The organism is Parasediminibacterium schistidii (assembly GCF_046546515.1).
Classification (GTDB): Bacteria; Bacteroidota; Bacteroidia; order Chitinophagales; family Chitinophagaceae; genus Parasediminibacterium.
The window spans coordinates 176,258-195,767 of sequence record NZ_JBKHKJ010000004.1 but is presented as its reverse complement, the minus strand read 5'-3'; the positions used below and the strand labels follow the sequence as shown (position 1 = coordinate 195,767).

General features: G+C 38.9%; 16 protein-coding genes. 6 read left to right on the top strand and 10 right to left on the bottom strand.

The window, feature by feature from the left end:
• Positions 1-25 precede the first annotated feature (25 nt).
• The gene (locus tag ACHFIY_RS03865) at positions 26-304 is read right to left on the bottom strand and encodes a Txe/YoeB family addiction module toxin (RefSeq protein WP_410844746.1); all 279 of its coding nucleotides are present in this window, start codon (positions 302-304) and stop codon (positions 26-28) included.
• A gap of 16 nt (positions 305-320) precedes the next feature.
• Positions 321-572 (bottom strand): type II toxin-antitoxin system Phd/YefM family antitoxin, encoded by a 252-nt coding sequence (locus ACHFIY_RS03860; RefSeq protein ID WP_410844745.1) that lies wholly within the window; start codon positions 570-572, stop codon positions 321-323.
• A 928-nt stretch (positions 573-1,500) separates the two neighbouring features.
• Here ACHFIY_RS03860 and ACHFIY_RS03855 point away from each other — a divergent pair.
• The 4 genes from ACHFIY_RS03855 to ACHFIY_RS03840 all read left to right on the top strand — a co-directional run bounded on the left by ACHFIY_RS03855 (position 1,501) and on the right by ACHFIY_RS03840 (position 5,986).
• The gene (locus ACHFIY_RS03855) at positions 1,501-2,835 is read left to right on the top strand and encodes an OmpA family protein (protein ID WP_410844744.1); all 1,335 of its coding nucleotides are present in this window, start codon (positions 1,501-1,503) and stop codon (positions 2,833-2,835) included.
• A 167-nt stretch (positions 2,836-3,002) separates the two neighbouring features.
• Positions 3,003-3,182 (top strand): DUF6728 family protein, encoded by a 180-nt coding sequence (locus ACHFIY_RS03850; protein WP_410844743.1) that lies wholly within the window; start codon positions 3,003-3,005, stop codon positions 3,180-3,182.
• Between the two features lie 76 nt (positions 3,183-3,258).
• Entirely contained in the window at positions 3,259-4,527 is a 1,269-nt protein-coding gene (locus ACHFIY_RS03845) for a hypothetical protein (RefSeq protein WP_410844742.1), read from the top strand.
• 274 nt (positions 4,528-4,801) lie between these two features.
• Positions 4,802-5,986 (top strand): Fic family protein, encoded by a 1,185-nt coding sequence (locus ACHFIY_RS03840; RefSeq protein WP_410844741.1) that lies wholly within the window; start codon positions 4,802-4,804, stop codon positions 5,984-5,986.
• A gap of 16 nt (positions 5,987-6,002) precedes the next feature.
• On the opposite strand, the gene ACHFIY_RS03835 is transcribed toward ACHFIY_RS03840, so the two are convergent.
• Complete coding sequence (locus ACHFIY_RS03835) at positions 6,003-6,335, bottom strand: DMT family protein (RefSeq protein ID WP_410844740.1); 333 nt, start codon at positions 6,333-6,335, stop codon at positions 6,003-6,005.
• Between the two features lie 228 nt (positions 6,336-6,563).
• On the opposite strand from ACHFIY_RS03835, the gene ACHFIY_RS03830 reads away from it, so the two are divergent.
• The gene (locus ACHFIY_RS03830) at positions 6,564-6,854 is read left to right on the top strand and encodes a hypothetical protein (RefSeq protein ID WP_410844739.1); all 291 of its coding nucleotides are present in this window, start codon (positions 6,564-6,566) and stop codon (positions 6,852-6,854) included.
• A 140-nt stretch (positions 6,855-6,994) separates the two neighbouring features.
• On the opposite strand, the gene ACHFIY_RS03825 is transcribed toward ACHFIY_RS03830, so the two are convergent.
• The 5 genes from ACHFIY_RS03825 to rfbF form a co-directional block, all read right to left on the bottom strand.
• The gene (locus ACHFIY_RS03825; RefSeq protein WP_410844738.1) at positions 6,995-8,179 is read right to left on the bottom strand and encodes an RsmB/NOP family class I SAM-dependent RNA methyltransferase; all 1,185 of its coding nucleotides are present in this window, start codon (positions 8,177-8,179) and stop codon (positions 6,995-6,997) included.
• Positions 8,180-8,325: 146 nt separating this feature from the next.
• Positions 8,326-9,552, bottom strand: coding sequence for a methyltransferase domain-containing protein (locus tag ACHFIY_RS03820; RefSeq protein WP_410844737.1), 1,227 nt, complete (start codon positions 9,550-9,552; stop codon positions 8,326-8,328).
• Between the two features lie 51 nt (positions 9,553-9,603).
• Complete coding sequence (gene rfbC, locus ACHFIY_RS03815; protein ID WP_410844736.1) at positions 9,604-10,152, bottom strand: dTDP-4-dehydrorhamnose 3,5-epimerase; 549 nt, start codon at positions 10,150-10,152, stop codon at positions 9,604-9,606.
• A 6-nt stretch (positions 10,153-10,158) separates the two neighbouring features.
• Complete coding sequence (locus ACHFIY_RS03810) at positions 10,159-11,208, bottom strand: NAD-dependent epimerase/dehydratase family protein (protein ID WP_410844735.1); 1,050 nt, start codon at positions 11,206-11,208, stop codon at positions 10,159-10,161.
• Positions 11,209-11,246: 38 nt separating this feature from the next.
• The gene (rfbF, locus tag ACHFIY_RS03805; protein WP_410844734.1) at positions 11,247-12,026 is read right to left on the bottom strand and encodes a glucose-1-phosphate cytidylyltransferase; all 780 of its coding nucleotides are present in this window, start codon (positions 12,024-12,026) and stop codon (positions 11,247-11,249) included.
• Positions 12,027-12,248: 222 nt separating this feature from the next.
• Here rfbF and ACHFIY_RS03800 point away from each other — a divergent pair, with 222 nt between their 5' ends.
• Positions 12,249-14,909 (top strand): LamG-like jellyroll fold domain-containing protein, encoded by a 2,661-nt coding sequence (locus ACHFIY_RS03800; RefSeq protein ID WP_410844733.1) that lies wholly within the window; start codon positions 12,249-12,251, stop codon positions 14,907-14,909.
• Between the two features lie 188 nt (positions 14,910-15,097).
• Here the strand turns inward: ACHFIY_RS03800 and ACHFIY_RS03795 are convergent, their stop codons facing one another.
• Positions 15,098-18,022: a M36 family metallopeptidase gene (locus ACHFIY_RS03795; protein WP_410844732.1), complete on the bottom strand. Its 2,925-nt coding sequence runs from the start codon at positions 18,020-18,022 to the stop codon at positions 15,098-15,100.
• 159 nt (positions 18,023-18,181) lie between these two features.
• A complete protein-coding gene (locus ACHFIY_RS03790) occupies positions 18,182-19,507 on the bottom strand; it encodes an APC family permease (protein WP_410844731.1) in 1,326 nt (441 codons plus the stop codon).
• Between the last annotated feature and the right edge of the window lie 3 nt (positions 19,508-19,510).

Sequence of the window (19,510 nt, the reverse complement as noted above, 5' to 3'; positions counted from 1 at the left end):
TATAGCATTAAGGGAAAGGAAAGGGTTATTTGTCATCATAATGAAACCTGCATTGTAGAATGATACACTTCTGATCAACCCCTTTTTTGCCAGTAACACAATAAACAATCCTGTGTTCACCAGTAACCCTTCTAGACCAAAATCCTTTTAATCCAAATTTCAATGGTTCTGGCTTTCCTATGCCTTTAAATGGGTCTTGGCGGATATAGCGAATCATGTCTTTTATTTTAAAAGCAATATCCACATCATTTTCAAGCCAAAAATTAAAATCTTCCCAGCCACTAGTAGTAAATTCAATATTCATACTTAATAAAAATGTGTTAGCCGAGTTGATATGCAATGGTTTTGCCTTCGCTAATTTGGTTTATAGATTCCTGTAGCCTATCCCTATTTGCTTTTGTACTAAGCAAATGTTCAGTTTCCTTTAGGGAATTATATTCCTGAATAGACATTATTATAACGGCATCCTCCTCCTTGTTCCTTGGAACAACAATCACTTCGTTTGAATTGGAAACAAAGTCAAAGTATTCTTTCATGCCTTTCCTTAATGTAGATATGGAAATTGCTTTCATGTTTTTTTATTTTTATCTTGTTTCAAAAGTACGTTTTTTTGTACAATATTATGTACAATTGTATTAATGGGGGTGCATAAAAGCTTTTCGCTTTTTAGTGAAAAAACACCCTAGTAACACCCTGCCCCCACTTATCCCAAAAGCCGGAACAAACACACTACGGACAAGAAGATGGGATGCAAAACGAGAACACTTATACAATTTCTACACTATTACTTTTTCTAGGTTTTTTATTAAAATAGTTTCAGTTTTAACAATTTTCGGTCTTTTTTCCTATTTGCGATTTTTCAAAAAATCGTCCTCTCGCCTTTAAGTCATTGATTATCAACAATAACAGCAAAATTTTATGCGTATTTTGTGCCTATTTTTTGAGTGATCCGTGCATACTTTTTGCTTATTTTATGCTCATTTCGTGCGTAATTTTTGCGTATTTTACAGCCATCAATACAAGGCTATTTTTTTAAGCTAAAACTATCTTAATATTAATAAAAAAAAACTTTGATGCAAGTACTGGTTGATAGCTTGTAAAATACATTTAATCTAGGTTTTTTAGCAAGTGTATTTCTGGCACAAAGATAAGGTTTTTAAAGATTAGGGAATATCGCCACAAAGCGAAAAACTTTTATGCACCCATTAATGTTTGGATATCAGTGAACAGCTGGGACTGAAGCTGGGTATGGATAGTAAGTTGATAGCCCCTATGAAAATATAATTATTAATTTTCCGGCAACATTTCAGGGGGTACTTGCATATAGTTTTAAATTTTTTTTCATTAAAAAGCCTATTGCACTATCAAATATTTTAACCAAAAGCTATTTTTTTGAAATAATTGCAGAAATATGAATAAATAAACCTGCTGCTCACCTAAGTATTTTCTTTAAATTGGTTCTGTACCTGTATTTTTGCCCTACTCAATTAAAATAACTGAATGAAAAGAACAATTTTATCTCTTTTGGCACTGTGTTTATTGGGGCAAACTTTTGCCCAGTCAACAAGTTTAAAAAGGTTGCCTTCCGTGGGGTTTGGCTTTTTTTTGAAAGACTTTGTAACGCCTCAGAGTATTGGTGCTACATCTTTAAATAAAACATGGAAAGATAAAACATACGCTAAGCAAAGCGATTTGTTGCCAGGCGCATCCGTTTCGTACTTTCAAGGCATTACCAGCCATTTAGATTTCATGGGGCAACTAGGTGGTACTTTTGCAAAATATTCTTACAAAAACAAAGTTACTTCAACCAAAGAAGGGTTTTTAACAGATCTAGATGCCCATTTGAATTTGAAATTGTTTACAGATAAAGCCCTTATCAACCCGTACCTTACAGCAGGCATTGGTGGTTCCATGTACAATTTGAATTATTTAATGGCTTATGCCCCAGTTGGCGGCGGCATTCAAATAAACGTGGGGAAAGGGTCGTTCCTTTATTTGCAAACCACTTACAGATACCATGTAGGCGGAGCTGCTGCTGAAAACTTGAATTACAGCATTGGGTACGCTTCCCCAATTGTAGAACCAAAGAAACCAAAAGCTATTGCAACGCCACCTCCCCCACCTGTTGTTGAGAAAGACACAGATGGCGATGGTATAGTAGATAGCAAAGACAAGTGCCCAAGGGTTGCTGGCATAGCCAAATATGATGGTTGCCCTGTGCCTGACACTGACAAAGACGGCATAAATGATGAAAATGACAAATGCCCTACGGTTGCTGGCCTTGCAAAATACAATGGCTGCCCTGTTCCTGACACTGACGGCGATGGCATTAACGATGAAGAAGACAAATGCCCTACGGTAATGGGTCTTGCACGCTATATGGGCTGCCCAATACCAGACACAGACGGCGATGGCGTAAATGATGAAGAAGACAAATGCCCTACGGTACCAGGCGTAAAATCGAACGCAGGCTGCCCAGAAATACAAACTAAAATAAATGAACTTGCCAAAAGCATTTACTTTGGCTTAGGGTCTGTTATTATTTCTGCTAAATCAACCAAGCCTTTGGATGAGGTTGCGGCAATCATGAAAAAATATCCTGCTACCAAGCTGTCTATTGAAGGGCATACCGACAATGTGGGCAGTGCTGTAATAAATAAAAAACTATCTCAAAAACGTGCTGATGCCATTAAGACTTATTTTTTCAAGAAAGGCATAGCAGTAACTCGTTTAGATGCGATAGGTTATGGTTCAGAAAAACCAGTTGCAGACAACAAAACAGAAGCTGGACGTAGCAAAAACAGAAGGGTAGAGCTAAAAGCTACTTATCAATAAATAAGTTTTTGCATAAATTATATAAAAAAACCTTCCTAGCAATGGGGAGGTTTTTTATTGTACCAACTTCGCGAAAGTTTTGAATTTTCGGGAAGTTGACCAATTTATTTAGTTGTTATTCATCAACTATCTTGCATCATTATTGTTACTATATAAAAATAAACTATATGGGCATTTGGAACCAACTTGCAGAATACCTTTACATCAAGAAAAGGGATCCTAACGTAGAACGCACCCAATGGATGAAATATATGCACGGCATGAACCGCATATCCATCCTAATGTTTGTTATTGTACTAGTACTGATGCTGTTTAAAATGTTCCTGCTTCCATTTTTTAGGAAGTAGTAGCATCCAATATAAGCAAGCAATAATGGGTTTTATTATTTACTTTCATGTTTTATAGCAACAACCCTGTTGGTTTATGACAATTGACTGCTTGCCTTTTTTGGTTTACTTACTATTGTTTTGCTTCATCATTACACGGGTAACATTTTTCAGGAAGTCTGGCATACGCCTTTTTTTGTTGGTTGGTATATTCTGCCTCAAAGTAGGCGTAGGGGTATTGTATGGGTTGTATTTCAACCTCCCGTCACAAAGTGGCACAGCAGACACATGGCGTTTTTATAGGGAAAGCTTGCCAGAAACACAATTGCTTCTACATGAACCACTCCTATTTGTAAAAAGTTTGGTTTCGCATGGGTACGCACAAGCGGGCAACTTATTTGTAGGCGCCAATTCGTACTGGAACGATTTGAAAGACAATATTATTATCAAATTGCTGGCCATTGCCAATGTGTTTACCCGTTCTAACTATTATGTCGACATTGTTTTTTTCAATTTTTGTTATTTATTTGGACTGGTTGCATTTTACAAACTGGTAAAAACATATAGCAATACCCATAAATACCTATTGATTATTGGTGTTTTTTTATTGCCTTCTTTCTTGTTTTGGTGCAGCGGCATCCATAAAGATGGCTTGCTGTTTTCTGCATTGGGCATCGTGTTTTACAGTTTCCAGAAAGTGATTAAAAAACAAGCAATTGCAAAACACTACCTATTCTTTGCCTTGGCTATACTTTTCATTTTTTTCATAAAAAACTACCTTGCCCTTGCCTTAGTACCAGCCCTGGCAAGCTGGTGGCTGGCAGACAGGAACCACCAAAGGCACCAGTTTTATTTTATAGCAGTATACATGGGAGGCCTGTTAGCATTGATGATAATCAGTTTGCTAGGCAATGGCTACAATGCCTTGTATTACCTGACAAATAAACACCAAGAATTCCTATTGCTAAATGGGGCATCGGCCATTAAAACCCGTGTATTAGCCCCTACCATTGAAAGCGTTGTAAAATACCTGCCCACTGCTATTGACATTGCTTTCTTTAGGCCACATATCAGCGAGATTAAAAATGCAGCTTACGCCATGTCTTTTGCTGAAATAATTATATATCTTATTATTACAATTGCTTTCTTGTGGCTCGTCCGTAATAAAAAACTAATGCCGCCATTTTATATTTGCTGTTTCTATTTTGCCTTGAGCATATTGTTGCTAGATGGGTATATTGTTACTTTTACAGGTGCTATCGTGCGCTACCGCAGCCTAGTAGCCCCTTTGTTAATTGCACCTATGATGGGGATGATACCTTTTAGGGAAATAGCACTTGCAACTCGTAAAAATAAAATTATATAATACTTCAGAAAGGTTGGCTATATTAGATGTGTAAATTGCCCAATATTAATAAAATCCTTTTCATTTTTACATGAGTACTATTTCACAAACAATTGACAGGCTGGCAGAATTATTAAAGGAACTACAGCCTGTAAAACCTGAGTACAAGCAAAAATTAGATAAAAAATTCCGGTTAGAATTTAATTATAATTCCAACCATTTAGAAGGCAATACGCTTACTTACGGGGAAACGGAACTGCTCCTCATTTTTGATGATACAAAAGGTAGCCATACCATGCGGGAATATGAAGAAATGAAAGCCCACGATGTAGCTTTTCGCATGGTAGAAGATTGGGCTAAAGAAACTGAAAGGCCGCTTACAGAACAGCATATCAAAAACCTAAATGAAATTATTTTAGTAAGGCCTTTCTGGAAAGATGCCATAACAGGTGATGGGCAAGGAACAAGGCGGCAGATAAAAATAGGCAATTACAAAGAATATCCAAATTCTGTAAGGCTTGCCAATGGCGAGCTTTTTGAGTATGCTTCCCCGATTGATACCCCAATACAAATGCAGGAACTAATAGAATGGTACAGGGCAAATGAAAACAACCTGCATCCTGTGGCTTTAGCGGCCATGCTTCATTATAAATTTGTCTGCATACACCCTTTTGACGATGGCAATGGCAGAATAGCCCGGTTGCTAATTAATTATGTATTACTTAAAAACAACCTGCCGCCTATTATTATTAAATCAGAAGACAAAGCAAATTATTTAAGGGTCTTGCATTTGGCAGATATTGGCGATTATGAATCTTTTGTAAACTATATTGGGGAACAAGCTATCTGGTCTTTAGAGCTTTCTATTAAAGCTGCTAGAGGAGAAAGCTTGGAAGAACCAGGGGATTTGGAAAAAAAGTTATATTTATTAAAAAGACAATTAGGCGAAGATCCAAATTCGAGACTACAACTTATTTACGGCAATGATGCACTTAAAAATGTAGCTCTCAATACTTTAGTACCATTAGCACACGCTTGGGAAGAAAAACTTAAAAATTTTGATACTCTTTTTATATCGAGGGAGATAGAATTTGTTAAGGGGTTAGAAGTAGAAAAAGGGAACTTTTCATTTATTAGGGCTGAAAGTTTTAAATTTAATGAAATAAACAACGAATTTGATAACTTTACAAACGGTTTGTGGCAGGTTACTCTTGCACCATTAAATATGGAACCTTTTTTGGCATTAAATTGCTATGCTAAAGGGTTACGCAAAATTAATAATGAAGTAAGTTTGAGTGGGGGTGAAATAACGATTCAATTCTTTCAAAATGCATATGAGTTAAGTTATTCAGCAAGTGATAGTAAAATAAATAAACTATACCATGAAGCACTTACAAAAAATGAAATTGATACAATCGTTTCAGAATTATGTAATGTTTTATATAATTCTATCGAAGTCCAGTATGCTACAAAATCCTAATTTACATTAATTGTACCTATTTCTTAAAAGCAAAATAAACCGCACCCAGGATAAGCAAAAAGCTAATCAGGTAATTGAATCGGAATGGTTCTTTTAAATACAAAACGGCAAAGATGGTAAACACCACCAATGTGATGACTTCTTGGGTAATTTTTAACTGGAAGCCATTTAATCCATCGGTAAAACCTGACCTGTTGGCAGGCACCATTAAGCAGTACTCGAAAAAAGCAATGCCCCAGCTTACCAATATAGCTTTCCACAAAGGCAAACCCGTATTTTTCAAATTGCCATACCAGGCAAACGTCATGAAAATATTAGACAAAACCAGCAAACAAACAGCTTTCAGCATCTTTTTATTAAATTAATAAGCTACAAACAAAGATAAATGATGATTGATGTAGGACAATAGCATATCCTAAGCAAAGAGCAGTTTTTCTATCTGGTTACCTAATATATTTTTTTGCAAGAATAACTATTGATTGTATTAATGCGTACATTGTTGTGCCAATATTGCCAGTTTGCCATTAAAAGCAAGGCAGCACAATAGTTGTTATTTAGAACTGTATAAAAAGAATACATGAAAAAGTATCAAGCAATTATAAAATTTACAATGGATGATGAGTTTATGACTTTTGTGCCTCCTCACCGTACCTATATCAACTATTTAATGAACAAAGGCATCATAGACAGCTATGCAGTAAGCATGGAATCGCAAACAAGCTGGATTACCCTAAACTGCGACACCAAGTTGCAAGCAGCGGCTCACTTGTCAAAATCGCCGCTATACAAATATTGGGACTATATTATTGAGGAGCTTTTTGTGTATGATAGCCAGCATTACCGCTTGCCAGCATTGCAGTTGAACTAAAAGGTATATTAATTTCGCTAGCCACAAAGACACGAAGACGCGAAGTTGCACTAAGGGAATAAAAAAGAAGAAAAGAAAAAATGAACCTTTTTTATGTTATCAATACCCTTTTAACTTCTTTTGCTATGAGTCCTATGTGCCTATGTGGTGAGTAAAACATCCACCTTCCTAAAAAGGGCTGCAAACATAGTATCTGCTTTTTTAGTGTAGCCAATAATTAGTTCTTGCTGCACCAATTGCAAACCGGGGAATTGCCTTTGCATAAATGCCACAGCACCTTCATTCTCTTCTTTATAAACAGAACAAGTAATATATAGGAAATAGCCGCCATCGGCTACATTACGGACTGTTTGGGCAATAATTTGCTGCTGCAAGCCAGCATATTTGCCAATATTTTCTTTTTTAAAAAACACGAGGTTTTCGGGTGTCCTGCCCCAAGTGCCACTGCCTGTGCAAGGCGCATCGCAAATAACCAAATCAAACAATTGGCCTTTTAATTGAGCAACTGGTTTTGAAGCATCGGCTACAAATGAGCGGTATTTCTTCATGCCCGCTTGTTCAAATCTTTTCTTTAAATTTTGGATGATAGATAAGCGGATGTCGCTTACCGTTAAGTCGATATTGCCAAATGTATCTAGTGCCGTAATTGATTTGCCACCACTAGCTGCACAGCAATCCCACACTTTCAGCATGCGCTTGCTATTGGCTAATGGCTGCAAAAACCGGGCTATTTGCTGGGAGCTATAATCTTGTATTACTATTTCTTTATCAACTTCTAACAAGTTAGCAATAGAAGTAGCATTGTTTAGGGCAAGGCAGTCTGGCTCATAAGCTAAAAATTCTATACCTGCTGCTTGCAACTTCTTTTCTACTTGTACTTTGTAGGATGGCCTAACCCTAATAAATAAATCTGGCTGAATAAGGTGCGACAATATAAAATCATTATTATTCACCTCTTTGTCTGTTTCGCCCAAAAAAGGGAATAGTTGCTTAATATTTGTATTATAAATTAAGGGCAATTTTTTATCGATAGGAAGCGTTATTTGTTCATTCCAGTCTGGTTTCAGCAATGCCAACAAGGCATGTGGCAAATTATTACATAACAAAATGGCTGAACAAATCCTATCTTCTACAATAGCATTTGGCAAAGAATTGCCAAGGCGGTAATATTGGTAAACCATCGAGGCTACTTCCCGCCTATCCCGGCTGCCCATTTGCTTGCGGGAAGCAAAAAATGGCTTTAGCCAAGTAGCCAATGGCAACGCCCCATCGTAACTGGCAATGATTTGCTTTGCAGTATTTAAGTAAGAATAGTACCTGCTCATTGCATTGGTTTTTTGCCATTTCTGCTTTTTTGCCACAAAGACTCTAAGGCTCAAGCAGCACGAAGGAGAAAGAAAAAAATATTTCAATTCTTTTCTTCTTTTTTTTGTGCTTCTTCGTGTATTAGTGCCTTTATGGCGAAAAAAAATTAAAGTACTTCCACCTCTGGTATAGGCACTAAAAATTTGCCGCCCCAATCGCTTATATATGCCAATTGCTTTGTTATTTCAGCCTTCAGGTTCCAAGGAAGGATGATAACAAAATCTGGTTGGTCTTTTTTCAGGTGGGCTTCACTAAGCACGGGTATATGGCTAGCCGGTAGGAACTTATCTTGCTTATGTGGGTTGGCATCTACTACATAATCAATCAAATCAGATTTAATGCCGCAGTAGTTTAGCAAAGTATTACCCTTAGCAGCAGCACCATAAGCAGCTACTTTTTTGCCTGCCCTTTTTTGTTCTATTAAAAAACTAATTAGATCAATCTTTACTTTCAATGCTTTTTTGGTAAATCCCTCGTAATAGGCCATTGTTTTCATGCCCTTTCCTGCTTCCTTTTCCAATAATGCAGCCACATTGCCAGCTATTGCTTTGCTGGCATCTGCTTTATGCTTTGCATATATGCGAAGCGAGCCTCCATGCGTAGATACTTCCTCCACATCGAACATTTCAAGCCCCTGCGACTCAAAAATTTGCTGTACTGTGTAAAAAGACAAGTAGGAGAAATGCTCATGGTATATGGTGTCAAACTGGTTCTCATCTACCAATTTCATCAAATGGGGGAACTCCATTGTTATTACGCCTTTGTCTGCCAGTATATATTTCATCCCACCTACAAAATCTAAAATATCAGGCACATGGGCCAACACATTATTGCCCAGCAACAAATCTGCTTTTATACCTTTTGCGACTAACTCTTTGGCTAGCCTTACCCCAAAAAAATCAACCACCGATTTTATCCCTTTTTCAAGGGCTACTTTAGCTGTGTTTGCAGTGGGTTCTATCCCCAAAACAGGCACGCCTTTTTGCTTGAAATATTGCAATAAATACCCATCGTTGGATGCTATTTCTATCACCTGTGAGTTTGCATCAAATGCAAAACGCCCAATCATTTTTTCCACATACGCTTTGGCGTGTGCCAGCCAACTGGTAGAATAGGACGAGAAATACGCATAGTTGCTATCGAAAATAGCATCCGATTTTTTATATTCATCTACCTGTACCAAGAAACATTCGGGGCAGGTATATACTTTTAATGGGTAAAATGTTTCCGGCTCGTTCAATTCCTCAGCCGTTAGGTATGAATTAGAGGCGGGCGAATTAAATAAATCTATGAAAACGTTGGTAAGCGGTGTTGTACAAAATCTGCATTGCATGGAAGAAAATTATAAATTATTTTAATAACAGTAGTAAGCAAAAACTTGTATTCAAATCCCTTTGAAAATTGCTTTATCTATATATAAGTGCTGTTTGTCCTTTTCAGATGTGTCGGCCACAGGCAAAGGCCAAACAATCCCAACTGCCGGGTCGTCAAAACGTATGCCCCCCTCTGCCTTTGGGTTGTATTCAGCAGAATGCTGGTACACTAGCTCTGCATTTTCGCTGATGGTTTGAAACCCATGGGCAAACCCTTTTGGGATATAAATCATTTTCGTATTTGCGGCACTTAATTCCAATCCTACATATTGCAGGAATGTTGGCGAACCTTCACGCAAATCAATAATCACATCATAAACAGCACCAGCTATGCAACGTACCATTTTAATTTCTTGGTGGGGTGGGTATTGAAAGTGCATCCCCCTTATAGTTCCTTTTTGGGCAGTAAAGGAGTGGTTCATCTGCTGCCAATCTCCATTAAGGCCATGTTCTGCAAATATATCTTTGCAAAAAGTACGAGCAAACCACCCCCTCGCATCCCCAAGGGGTTTCAATTGAATAGAAAACACACCATCTATAGCCAATTCATTAAAATCCATTCCTTATTATGATTTATGTTGAAAGGAAAGGCCTTTGTCTAAGACCCCGTTGGCAAGATAGCTTTGAAGCACGTTCAATCTTATCAAGCTAGAATTGCGAAAATTGTTATCGGAAAAACCAATCCACTCCAACCCAATTACTAAGTCTTTAATAGCTGCCGCCAAATCATATTTCGGCTGGAACGCTTCTGGTGCCAGTTTTTCAAATAATTCAAAAGATACCTTGTACGATCGCTTGTCGGGCTGTGCATCCTTGTTTATGTTTACCTCTACATTGCTTACAATTTGGCTTACTTCCTCTGCCAATCCTTTTACCTGCACATTCATCCTGTTGCTGCCAGTATTCATTACCAAAAAACTATTTTTAATGGCATTGTGGATAGCCCAATCTATGGCCAAAGCCATATCGGAAACATGAATCAAAGGCCGCCAAGGCGTGCCATCGCTTAAAATTTCTATTTTTTTCAAAAGCAAAGCAGAGGCTACAAAATCATTCAGCACTAGGTCTAGCCTCAACCTGTCGCTAAAGCCACAGGCCGTGGCAAACCGTAGGCAACATACTTCAAAATTAGTGTCTGCCAATGGCTCTAATAAAGTTTCTGCCTTTATCTTAGACTCGGCATACGCTGTCAAAGGCATTACAGACGAGTCCTCGGTCTTGGCATATCCGTCTGCATAGCCATAAACACTGCAACTACTGGCAAATATAAACTTCTGCACCCCTTTTGCTTTAGCCATGCTTGCCATTGTAACAGCAGCATCGCAATTGATTTCATAAGTAGGCTTTTGAAAAACATTACCCATGGGGTCGTTTGATATAGCGGCTAAATATACCACCGCATCAATGTTAGACAAGCAGTTTTCGTCAAATTGCCGAACATCGCCATAATACTGTGTATCTAAGTATATATCTGGCATAGGCCCCTTGGTAGTGGTGCAATGCGTAAAATAGCCTATATCATAGCCTATTAAATGGCAGCCTGGGTATTTCAGTTTTAAGTGTTTAGTAAGCACAGGACCAATGTAGCCCAAATTCCCAACGATTAAAATACGCATATATTATTAAATAATTTGAAGGATCAAAGCACGTTACCTTATGCCCATTTTTTCCATGGTGCATTGTTTTCTTGCCAAAGTGCTTCCAATTCTATTTTATCCCGCAAGGCATCCATGCATTTCCAAAAACCATGATGATGGTAAGCGACCAGCTCGCCTGCATTGGCCAATTGTTCCAGTGGGTTGTCTTCCCACATCATTTCTTCCATGTTACCTTCCAAGTACTTAAATATGTCTGGGCTTAGCACAAAGAAACCAGCATTTATCCATTTGCCCTCATCTTTTGCTTTTTCCCTGAATGCCAATACTTTCCCGTCTGCATCTACATCCATGCCGCCAAACCTTGCCTCAAGGTTTACTGCCGTAACCGTAGCTAGTTTGCCATGTTTCAAATGAAAATTCACCAAATTGCTAATATCCAAATCTGCAACCCCATCACCATAAGTAAGCATAAATGGCTCATTGCCAATATATTTTTGCACTTTTTTTAAACGCCCGGCAGTTTTGGTGGTAGCACCAGTTTCCACCAAAGTTACTTTAAAATTTTCCGAATTAGTGCCGTGCACTTCCATTTGGTTATTGGCAACATCAATGGTTATATCCGAATTGTGCAGGAAATAGTGCATGAAATATTCCTTAATTATATAGCCCTTATAGCCAAGGCAAATAATAAATTCATTGTACCCATGTGCTGCATAGCCCTTCATAATATGCCAAATAATAGGCTTTCCTCCTATTTCTACCATCGGTTTTGGCCGAGTACCTGTTTCTTCCGAAATCCTGGTGCCGAGGCCACCTGCAAAAATCACTACTTTCATATAGCCAAATAAATTGCAGCAAATCTAATGGCATTTTGGGTTTTACACTATTTTCTAGGCAAAAGAAATAGTTGCTGTTTCTTAAAGGCTTTACTTTGAATAACTTTTTAAAAAAAAATTTCTACAAACCCAACCTTTTGTACTATAACAGGAGTAATATAATATGTACTTGAATTTATTAAAAAATCAACCCTTCAATTCGTTTGGGGCTAAAACTATTTTATGGATAAAAATTTAACTAAAAATTGTTGTGGCAATATGCGGAACAACTTATTAGTAGCAGCTTTTTTGCTTTTTTCAATTGCCTCTTTTGCACAGGTAAACCTAAGCCAAGGTTTAATGGCTTATTACCCATTCAACGGCAATGCAAATGACTCTAGCGGCAATGGAAATAACCCAGTTTTTAACAATGCCACACTAACCACGGATAGGTTTGGCAATGCCAATAGTGCCTATTTATTCAATGGCAGCAATAGTTATATGCAAATTAAAAATGCCGCATCATTAAATTCCACCACTGCTATTACAATTAGTATGTGGGTAAAAGTGAATGGATTTTATAGTGGGGCTTGTCAAGTAAATTCAATAATGCAAAAAAATGATGCGACCACTAACGGTTTTGGAGCATATAACATGATATTTTCGCCAACTGGCTATAACAACGGACAATCATGCTCGCTACCTTTAGATACTGTTCATCAAAATTTTTATGGTGCAACTTGTTGTGGAAATGGCAATCCCTACCAACCATATGTACAAAAAAATCAATGGTATCATATTCTATATACTTTAGGCAACGATACTTCCAAATTATATATAAATAATGTTTTGAAATTCCAGCACTTCGAGTCAGGCTTTAGTGGGTTTACCAATACCGCAGATTTGCTTTTTGGAAAAGGTAATAACAGTGCCTATCCTTTTTGGTTCAATGGTGTACTAGACGATATTAGAATTTATAACAGGGTATTAAATACCCGAGAAGCAACTACTCTATACACTGACTCGTCAGCAGTAAACCTAAACACTGGATTAATGGCCTACTATCCTTTTACTGGCAATGCTAATGATTCCAGCGGCAATAACAACAACCCTGTTTTTAATAATGCCATATTAACTCCCGACAGGTTTGGTAAACCCAATAGTGCGTATTTATTTGATGGCAGCAGCAGCTATATGCGCATAACTGGCAACACTACCTTAAATTCAAGCAAAACACTTTCTATTTGCCATTGGATAAAAGTAAATGGTTTTTACCAAGGTAATTGCCATGCAAATTATATTGTAGGCACTGGCGTGGATGAGGATAACAATAATAGATTTGTAAGTTATCTTGTTGATGCCCCATATACAAATAATACCCATTGCTTTGGCTTGGCACCCGATACACTACATGAAAGCTATGCTGCACCAGGGGTGATAACAAGTGCCAAAGGCCCATTTGTTCAAAAAGGTACATGGGTTTATTGCGTAATTACTTGCGATGGCAAAACGGCTAAATATTACCTTAACGGTACTTTGATAGCCCAAAATGTAGATTCAATTTCTACTTTTTTAACAAGCCCTCACGATTTATATATTGGCAGGTACCCAACACTTGTTACAAGCACGCCTTATTGGTTCAATGGCGTTATAGATGATATCCGTATTTACAACAGGGCATTAAATCAAGCAGAAGTAACATCACTTTATAACGCAACATTCTGCCCAACAAACGCTTCGCAATTAGCAGTTACCGAGACTACGAGCTCTGCATTGTTTAATTCTTATAAAATAAGCAATCAGCCTGGTGCAGGAGTTGAAACAAGTAAGGGCGAATTGGCTATGTTTGCATGGAGTGCAAACAGTATTGGCCTTCCTTATTATAACGGGAGGACGCTTACAACAATTGATTTGACAAGCATCCCAAAAAATGCAAAAATTAATAGTGCAAACCTGTATCTATATGCCAAAACAACGGGTGCAACTAATGGTGTAATAGGGCAACCAACCTACGGCACCAAGAATGCTGTTTTAGTTCAAAAAATAACATCAAATTGGTCTCCCATAACGCTTTCTTGGATCAATACCCCAAATATCGATACTACTACACAAAAAACATTGCCGCAAAGCACTTCTACTGCACAGGACTATACATTAGACATATCTGATTTTGCACAGAAATGGGTAAGCACACCTGATAGCAATTTTGGCATGATGTTAAAAATGCAAACAGAAAACAACCCTTACAATTCCATGGTTTTTGAGGCGGCACAAGCATCAGACAGCAATAGAAGGGCAAGGCTTGAAATATGTTACTCTCTGCCAACTACACTTCCTTCAACCATCAAATACTTTGCGGCACATACCATCACGAGCCCTTATACCAGCTTGTATATTGCCACTACAAATGAAATAAATACCGCTTCTATTGTAATTGAGAGGAGCTACGATGGTATTGAATTTGAAAATGCAGCCACTTTGGCTGCCAAAGGCAATGCAACTATTAATGAATACAGTTATATAGATAAGGTTTCCCCTACTGCTACCAAAGTATATTACCATTTAAGGCTGATAGACAAGGATGGAAGTTATAAATACAGCAATATAATAAGCATTGTAGTTGACCAAGCCATTGGCTTTAAATCTATATCTGCCGAGGTATCGCCAAACCCAGTACGCAATGGCAACATGAACCTAAGCCTTTATTTGGCAAAAGATGAATTAGTTACCATTCGTGTGGTTGATGCAAACGGCAAAATGGTGGCACAGCAAAAAGCGCAAGCTGCAAAAGGGCTCACGGCTCTAAACCTGCCAGCTTTTAAATCGTTACCAGTAGGGGTTTATACCGTAATTATTGCTACTAATAGCGATACAATCAATAAGAAAGTAGTAAAAATAGATTAATGACAATCTAGCCTGCATTTCGAGGCTATTGATATAAGCGCATTTGCTATGAAAGGTTACCATTTACTAAAAGGCCGCTCCTCAAAAGAGCGGCCTTTTTTTATGCTTTAAACTTCACTTGTGTAAAATATGCAATCCTTTTCTTAAACCCTTCGTGCTACTTTGTTCCTTTGTTGCAATTAATCCCTTTACTCTTTTACAAATACTTGTTGTGTTGTTTTTTCTCCCTTTATCATCAAAATATAGGTACCTTTTGCCAGCAAAGCGGTATTTAAAATAAACAAATTGTTACCTTTTTGAACATTTGCAGGTTGTTGCTGCAAAATTTTCCCTTGCATATCTGTAACCAACAATGTACTGTTTTCGGCTTTTGTACTTGCCCATTGCACAGACAACTTCGCTTTTACAGGGTTAGGATAAATGCTGAAAGCCGCTTTGCTGCCAATATTCACGGTGGATATATTGCTATAAGCAAAGCTGCCGTTGATGTCTGTCATTTTTAAGCGGTAATAATTACTGCCCTCGGCAGGCGCTGCATGGAAAAATGTGTAGCTATTAGCCCCTGAGGTATTTTTTGCTGGTACTGATGCCAATAAAGACCAATTATTACCGTCAGTTGAATATTCAACAGTAAACAACTTGGTATTTATTTCCTCCGCATTATTCCATTCCAATTGTATGCCCTTGCCCGATTGAGAAGCTTTAAAACCAAGCAGGTGCAATGGCAATAGGCAAACTGGCACATCAAAAGCAGGCACCTGATCGTTGGTGCTATCAGAAAGCCCCTGAACCGCACTAAGCCCCATACCCCTTCTCGCAAAAGCATTCCATATAGAACATTTATGCTTGAACCCATATAAAATAGAGTCTGCCGCTAAAATAGCATCTCTTGAATCTAAAAACCCTGGCCTACATTTTTGCAATGTCAGCCCAGTTACCATCAATTGTAAGGCAATCGCATTACCTCCACCTGCTGCTGGGTTGTATAAATTACTATTAATAGTACCTTCTTGTTGTATAATGTTCCAAGTCATGTCCCACAATGCAGAACACCATACTTCTCCAATATAATGTACTTCGCCGTTGTAAAGCACATTCGTCAAATCTTTATAAGTATGTGGGTCTATTGACATATCCGTGCTGTAAGGATATACCCTGTTTCCCAATCCTCCCGGTATTTGGCTGCTGGCATACTGCCCATGGGCCCTTACTTTAGTGCCATCTGTTAATTGCGCTGTTGCCCAATCGGTGGTCATCATCAACCCAGAATAATCGCTCCATCCCTCTCCGCCTTGTTCTTTATTGCTGAGGCAAGAAGTGTTAGACCCCCCACCAGTCAAGCGGTTAGATATGCCATGCGTATATTCGTGCGATACAATGCTGTTGTCAAGGGCGCCATCAAACCTTACCCCTGGAGCGATAGTCGCATTCACGGTATCATTTTTATTTAAAGCCGCTATTATTTTGTTGCCGTCTGTGCTAGAAATCATAATTGCTGGAATAACAATTGAACTGTCGTTGCCACCCATTAAAAGTGCTGGCCCAGACGTCCTGCCAACAATCACGGCTATAGCGCCAGCATTTTGTGCATTTTTTATTTTACTGGCATAAGTACAGCTAGAGCTATTGAGAAACGCAATCTTACCCGAAATATTATTTGTGGCAGCGGCACAACCTTGGTGTACAGTACCGGCGGCATTGTCATAATATAGTACTACCTGCCCAGTTATTGGCCCAACTTTTCTTAGCGAATTGTTAACACTTACTACTCCTTCCTTGAATGAGTCAATACCGGCAAGGTAAGCGGGCTTAGTAATTGTAAGTGGGCTAAACACGGCATTGTACAAGTACATTTGCATCCTGCCACTGCTGCCGTCTGGAGGTGTGCTAAAGTTGGCATTATTGGTACCGCCGCCATCTTGTGCTTCTGCTTTTACATAGTCTGTCCCTACTCCCCCTCTAGAAATATTATCGTTTTGAAAATTGCCTGCTGCCTCGGTAAATCCATACTGGTAATATAAATCGTGCATGATATTATTCCAGTAAAACATATTGGTAGTGGCAAACTGGCGGTTATTGGGGTCGGTTGGCTGCAATGTGAAATCGGGTGTGTAATTAAAACTTAGCGTAGGCAATGCCGTGGTAGATAAAGCTGGCCTTCCAGGTGCATTTTTTTTCAGGCTATCCTCATAAGCATATACATTGTTGCCCCTTGTATAATTATAGGCAGTAGCCCCATCATAATTCCAGCCATAAGTAATAGCATTGTTGCCAATTCCTGCTTTTAACCAGGGGTCGGTTTCCAACGCAATACTGCCTACAAAGCGGTTCTCAAGAGGGTAAGGCACTACATTGTACGATGCAGTAGTTACACCAGGGGGCGGTGCATCCGTAATATGCTGCCCCATCATTGTGGCATTGTCAGCTATGGCTAATGTGTTTTCTTTTTGGTCTTTTTTTTTAACAGGTGTTGTCTTTTTTATACTGGTATTTTCGTACACAGTATAATTATCTTTGTTTATAAATTGTCCATTTATGGCGTTGATACGCACATTCCAGTAATCGTCTGAACCAGCCACGTCAATGCTTATGTTCCATGCCAATTGCACCGTTTTGCCATTGTCGTAACTTGCCCATACCAACTCGGTAGCTATATTTTGCTTGGCTATGCCAGCAGGGGAAAAAATAATTTTATTATTGGCATCAAAGCTGTTCTTTATTTCTGAAAGTTGCACTGGTTTTGATAAACCCAAATAGGTAGCAGCATCGCCAATAGCATGTAGTGCAGAAACAACAGGAGTAGCACTGCCTGCTTTTGATGCAATATCAGGGATAAAACTGCTGGTTTGGTATTGCAGCGTATCGTTTTTAAATACCATCGATTGTATTGCGGTATATACTTTAATCCCTTTGTAAGCTTGTTGAAGATATACATGTTTTAGGCCAAGCTGGGCATCTTCATAAGCATTTGAAACCACATATTCCGTGCTCGATTTTTTAGCAATGCTTGTATTGGACAATAGCTTGCCAACTTCTTTGCTAGAAATATTTTGGGCAAAAAGGCTTCCACTCGCAAGCAAAAGCAACAACAAGGGTAAAGTTGAAATTTTCATAATAACATTTGTTTGGCTTAATTTATGGTTATCATTAATCTAATAACGATACAAGTTTAGTACAATTATTGAAACTTACTAAAAAAATCTAAAAAAATATTAATACCACTTTCCTCCGAGCTGGATATGCACGTTGCTATCCAAGATAAAGGCTATTTCCTACCCCTTTTTTACCACAAGCTCCTTCACCCCATAAGCCACAAGCCCTAGGCCAATCACGCTAAGCCCCCCCACCATCATGGTAGTGCCAGTGGAATAAAAAATATAAGCCCAGAACACAATAGCCAGTATGGCAGGCAGGGGGTATAGTGGCATTTTCCAAGCAAAATGTGCTTTCCCTTTTCTTTTTACCAATAGCAAAAGGCCAATGGCTTGGCCTATGAACTGTATCAATATCCGCATGGCTAGGATGGCATCTATCACATATTTCAGCTTGAACAATAAACTAAACACAAATGCCACGCCCCCTAAAAACAACAAGGATATATAGGGAAAATGCTTAGTGGGGTGCAGACGGGCGAAGATGGGAAAAAATGCCCCATCCTGCGCAGCGGCATAAGGCACACGGCTATAGCCCAGCGTGGCGGAAAACACCGATGCAAAAGCAACCCATAGTATCAACACCGTGGCTATGGTGGCAAATGTGGGTCCGGCTAGCTGCTGCACAAAAAGGCTTACCACAAATTTACTATGCTGCATCTGTGCTAGTGGCAGCACAGATGCTACACTAATGTTCATCAACACATACAGCACGACAATGCCCCCAATAGATATAAACATGCTTTTGGGTATATTTTTCTGGGGGTTGATGATTTCGCCGCCTAGTTGGCATACGTTATAATAGCCCAAGTAGCTGTACATGGTTTTTACACCCGCAAAGCCAATGGCTGCCGCAAAAGCATGGTTTACGGTTAACCCATCGTTTATATGCAATATAGGTTCTATAAAATGGCCATGCCATATACCCCCGCCAATAATCCATGCCATGGTGGCCAGCACGCCCATCCACAGCAGCACGCTTATTTTTCCAATGGCTTCTATTTTCCTGTATTGCAAGGCAACAATCAGCAACACCACACTGCCGCTCATGGCTTTGCTTTGCCAATCGGATAAAGGTGCTATGTAAGAAAAATATTGCGCAAAGCCGATGGCTGCCGAAGCTATCACCAATGGGGCTTGTATCAGCGTTTGCCAAACAAACAAAAAGCTCATCAGCTTGCCCCATTTGGAGCCAAAGCCTTCTTTTAAAAAGTTGTAGCTGCCACCCGCCATGGGGTAGGTGGATCCAAGCTGGCTCCAGACCATGCCATCCACAAAAGCCAGCAATGCCCCCGCTATCCACGCATATAAAAACCAAGGGCCAGCCATTATTTCGGCCACAACGCTCAGCACCACAAAGGGCCCGATGCCAACCATGTCCGTCATATTGATGGCAGTTGCCTGTAAAAGGCTTATCTTTCTCTCCAGCTTCATGTTTTCGTTCATCGG

Bases quoted from the DNA above. Each gene is read 5' to 3' on its own strand.
- ACHFIY_RS03795 (WP_410844732.1), bottom strand. From the start codon at position 18,022: ATGAAAATTTCAACTTTACCCTTGTTGTTGCTTTTGCTTGCGAGTGGA.
- ACHFIY_RS03855 (WP_410844744.1), top strand. From the start codon at position 1,501: ATGAAAAGAACAATTTTATCTCTTTTGGCACTGTGTTTATTGGGGCAA.
- ACHFIY_RS03810 (WP_410844735.1), bottom strand. From the start codon at position 11,208: ATGCGTATTTTAATCGTTGGGAATTTGGGCTACATTGGTCCTGTGCTT.
- ACHFIY_RS03830 (WP_410844739.1), top strand. From the start codon at position 6,564: ATGAAAAAGTATCAAGCAATTATAAAATTTACAATGGATGATGAGTTT.
- ACHFIY_RS03865 (WP_410844746.1), bottom strand. From the start codon at position 304: ATGAATATTGAATTTACTACTAGTGGCTGGGAAGATTTTAATTTTTGG.
- rfbC (WP_410844736.1), bottom strand. From the start codon at position 10,152: ATGGATTTTAATGAATTGGCTATAGATGGTGTGTTTTCTATTCAATTG.
- ACHFIY_RS03840 (WP_410844741.1), top strand. From the start codon at position 4,802: ATGCGGGAATATGAAGAAATGAAAGCCCACGATGTAGCTTTTCGCATG.
- ACHFIY_RS03820 (WP_410844737.1), bottom strand. From the start codon at position 9,552: ATGCAATGCAGATTTTGTACAACACCGCTTACCAACGTTTTCATAGAT.
- ACHFIY_RS03825 (WP_410844738.1), bottom strand. From the start codon at position 8,179: ATGAGCAGGTACTATTCTTACTTAAATACTGCAAAGCAAATCATTGCC.
- ACHFIY_RS03835 (WP_410844740.1), bottom strand. From the start codon at position 6,335: ATGCTGAAAGCTGTTTGTTTGCTGGTTTTGTCTAATATTTTCATGACG.
- ACHFIY_RS03800 (WP_410844733.1), top strand. From the start codon at position 12,249: ATGGATAAAAATTTAACTAAAAATTGTTGTGGCAATATGCGGAACAAC.
- ACHFIY_RS03860 (WP_410844745.1), bottom strand. From the start codon at position 572: ATGAAAGCAATTTCCATATCTACATTAAGGAAAGGCATGAAAGAATAC.
- ACHFIY_RS03845 (WP_410844742.1), top strand. From the start codon at position 3,259: ATGACAATTGACTGCTTGCCTTTTTTGGTTTACTTACTATTGTTTTGC.
- ACHFIY_RS03790 (WP_410844731.1), bottom strand. From the start codon at position 19,507: ATGAACGAAAACATGAAGCTGGAGAGAAAGATAAGCCTTTTACAGGCA.
- rfbF (WP_410844734.1), bottom strand. From the start codon at position 12,026: ATGAAAGTAGTGATTTTTGCAGGTGGCCTCGGCACCAGGATTTCGGAA.
- ACHFIY_RS03850 (WP_410844743.1), top strand. From the start codon at position 3,003: ATGGGCATTTGGAACCAACTTGCAGAATACCTTTACATCAAGAAAAGG.